The following is a 2,747-nucleotide window of genomic DNA, read 5'->3' as shown; positions in this document are numbered from 1 at the left end:
GCACGCCGACGGGGTTGTCCGGCGCCCGCCGGGGCCGGCCACGGCCCCGGCGGTGAACGCGCCGGACCGGGGAGGTGCCGCCCCGAAGGGGTGTCGACTCCACCACCGCGCCCGATCGGGGCCGGGCTGCCGCGCGGCAGCCCGGGGGGCGGCGGCTCGATGCCGCCGTGACCCGGCCACCCGCCCCGGGGACCGGACCGGTCCCGGAACGGGGCCCCGGGACCGGCGGCCTTCGGGGTCAGTGGATGGTCCACACCCAGTAGCCGTGGCCGATGGCGTAGGTGCCGTCCGGGCCGGGGTGGCACTCCTCGGCGAACTCGCCGTCGTTGTCGAGAACCGTGATCGTGTCGCCAGTGATGCGCAGGCCACTCCAGCAACCACCGAAGTGGGCGTTCTGGGCGGCGATGTCGGCGGCGACGCGGTGGGCGGTGGCGAGGGTGATGCGGGGGTGACCGTAGCCGTTGTTGCAGCTGGTGCCGTCGGCGAGGCAGGGGTAGGGGCCGAGGTCGTCCAGCATGGTGTAGGCGGGGGTCCAGCCGTCGGGGGTGGCCGGGGCGGTGTACCTGTACAGGTGCAGGGCCCGGGCGGTCTCCCAGACGCCGTTGGCCTCGTGGTACAGGTCGTTGCTCGTGACCATGGCGTGGAGAGCGGCTTCCGGGAGGTCGGCGACGGTGCCGGTGACCTCGGTGATGTCGTGGCTGAGATCGATGGAGCCGGTGGGGGCGGGTCCGTCCACGGTGTCACCGCCGGGCCGGAGCCAGACGCGGTGGGCGGCGGGCGCGGGGCGGGTGTGCTGGGGGCGTCGGTGGCGGGGACCGAGGACGACGGCCTGGGCGTCATCGCCCTGGCTGGTGCGGCAGCGCACAAGCGTCCCGGGGGGCAGGGCGTCGGTGAAGGTGGTCACGGCTGTTCTCCTAGTGGTGGCGTACGGGGGAGTCGGATGCTCGCCGGGGCCCCGCCTTGACGGGGTCCTGCGGGGTGGTGGGTCGGGTGGGCGGGCCGGGCCGCCGGGGTGCTCTCCCGGTGGCCCGGCGCCGTTGGTCAGGAGTACGTGCGGGCGAGGAAGGCGGCGGCCGCCGCTCGGATGTCGCCGTCGAACGCGGTCCGCAACTGCTCGACCTCGCGCGGGGAGGTGCCCCGCACGGTCCAGCACCCGAGCGGCTCGTAGACCGTGACGAAGTCGGACCGCCCCGAGACCAGCCCGGTGGGGTAGTAGATCGCCTGCAGTCCGCCGCACGCGCCGACGGTGCCGGACAGGTCGCTGTTGATGTCACTGACCAGCACCTCGCTGGCACCGGTCATCGGCAGTGCCAGGAAGTCGGTACCCGCCCGCCCGGGCCAGGTGTAGGCGATGGCGCGTTCGTCCAGCACGGCACACACGATGGGGGCGAGCAGGTCGCCGGGGTTCCACGGGGTCATCGGATGGTCCTTCTCGTGTTGGTGGTGGTTCGGGCCTGGTGGGCCCGGGGTCCGCACGGGGTTGCCCTCCCGTGCGGAAACTCGGATGCGGCGGGGCAGAAGGCCGCGCGGCAGCCCGGGGGCGGCGGCTCGATGCCGCCGCGACCCGGCCACCCGCCCCGGGGCCGGACCGGTCCCGGGGCGCGGTGCCCGGGACCGGCCGGGCGGTCAGCCGGTGGTGTACTCCCACCGGCAGCGGGTCAGCTCGGTCTGCCGGGTGCCCCAGTAGAGGGTGTGGGCCTTGACGGTGCCGGACAGGGTGACGGTCCGCCCGACGGCCGGGAGTCGGGTGCTCGTGCTCACCCACGTGAGGGTGTTCAACTCGGCGTCCCGGAAGATCACGCGGTGGCGGGGCTGGACGTGGTAGCCGAAGGTCCTCTGCCCGAGGTCGATCACGCGCACCACGGAGAGGGTCAGCCCGGCCAGCCAGTAGTCGGGCACTCCAAGGTGGCGGGAGCGCTCGGCGGCCTCGGCCGCCTCGGCGGCGGCCTTCGCGCGCTTGACGGCGGCGGGGACCGAAGCAAGCAGCGGGAGGTTGCGCCACGTGGTGAACGGGTGGCGGGCGATGGCGAACAGCCTCCGGCGGAAGTCGTCGGCGACGAACTGGCCGTCCAGGCACCACTGGAGTGCCTCGACGGCCCGGTCGGCCGCGTCGTGCACGCCGTCGACCTCCGCCCGAAGCCGGGGGTCGCCGTAGCCGCGCAGGTAGTGCTCGGCCTCCATCGCGGTGGGCGGCTGGGGCTCCCACTGGCGGCTGAGCGGCTGGAAGTAGCCGCGCACCGCGAGCAGGGCGGAGCAGACGCGGAGCGCCTCGATCACGTCCAGCTCGGGGCCGGTCAGGGGGGCGGTAGTGATGGGAGCGGGGCCGAACTCGAACACGGTTGTCCTTCGGGTTGTTGGTGGCTGGTGGCCCGGCGGGGGCGGGTTGCCCTCCGCTCCCGCCGGGCTTGCGGGGCTGACGGTCGGTCAGTCGACCGGGCGGGGCGCGATGCGCGCGATGATCTGCTCGAACGCGGACTCGGCAGCGTCTCGGTAGGCCTCGGCGAGCGCGGTGGGCTCGGCGCGGCGGCCGTGGGCGGCGTGCAGCTTCATGTGCTCGCGCCCAGCGGCGAACGCCTCGTATCCGGCGGCGGCGATCTCGACGGGGACAGCCGGGGCGAACAGCGGCGTAGACATGGGCCCCTCCTCGGGTTGTTGGTGGGTTCCGGCTGGTTGGCCGGGGCCTCGTGGCGGGGGTTGCCCTCCCCGCCTTGATGAGACAATTAAACCAGACTTTGGGGGCCTGTGTC

4 protein-coding genes are annotated in these 2,747 nt (G+C 74.2%); all 4 read right to left on the bottom strand.

Annotated features, from left to right (window positions below; genetic code table 11):
- Positions 1-238: 238 nt before the first annotated feature.
- The gene (locus tag ACFXOZ_RS42415) at positions 239-904 is read right to left on the bottom strand and encodes a hypothetical protein (RefSeq protein WP_380595386.1); all 666 of its coding nucleotides are present in this window, start codon (positions 902-904) and stop codon (positions 239-241) included.
- Between the two features lie 137 nt (positions 905-1,041).
- A complete protein-coding gene (locus tag ACFXOZ_RS42410) occupies positions 1,042-1,419 on the bottom strand; it encodes a hypothetical protein (protein ID WP_380595384.1) in 378 nt (125 codons plus the stop codon).
- A 207-nt stretch (positions 1,420-1,626) separates the two neighbouring features.
- The gene (locus tag ACFXOZ_RS42405) at positions 1,627-2,337 is read right to left on the bottom strand and encodes a hypothetical protein (RefSeq protein ID WP_380595382.1); all 711 of its coding nucleotides are present in this window, start codon (positions 2,335-2,337) and stop codon (positions 1,627-1,629) included.
- A gap of 87 nt (positions 2,338-2,424) precedes the next feature.
- Positions 2,425-2,634 carry a hypothetical protein gene (locus ACFXOZ_RS42400; protein ID WP_380595380.1) on the bottom strand — a complete coding sequence of 70 codons (210 nt, stop codon included), beginning with the start codon at positions 2,632-2,634 and terminating at the stop codon, positions 2,425-2,427.
- Positions 2,635-2,747 lie beyond the last annotated feature (113 nt).

It is taken from the genome of Kitasatospora sp. NPDC059160, assembly GCF_042755465.1.
In the GTDB taxonomy this organism is placed as follows: Bacteria; Actinomycetota; Actinomycetes; order Streptomycetales; family Streptomycetaceae; genus Kitasatospora.
This window is presented reverse-complemented; position numbering and strand designations above follow the sequence as displayed.

Bases quoted from the DNA above. Each gene is read 5' to 3' on its own strand.
- ACFXOZ_RS42410 (WP_380595384.1), bottom strand. From the start codon at position 1,419: ATGACCCCGTGGAACCCCGGCGACCTGCTCGCCCCCATCGTGTGTGCC.
- ACFXOZ_RS42400 (WP_380595380.1), bottom strand. From the start codon at position 2,634: ATGTCTACGCCGCTGTTCGCCCCGGCTGTCCCCGTCGAGATCGCCGCC.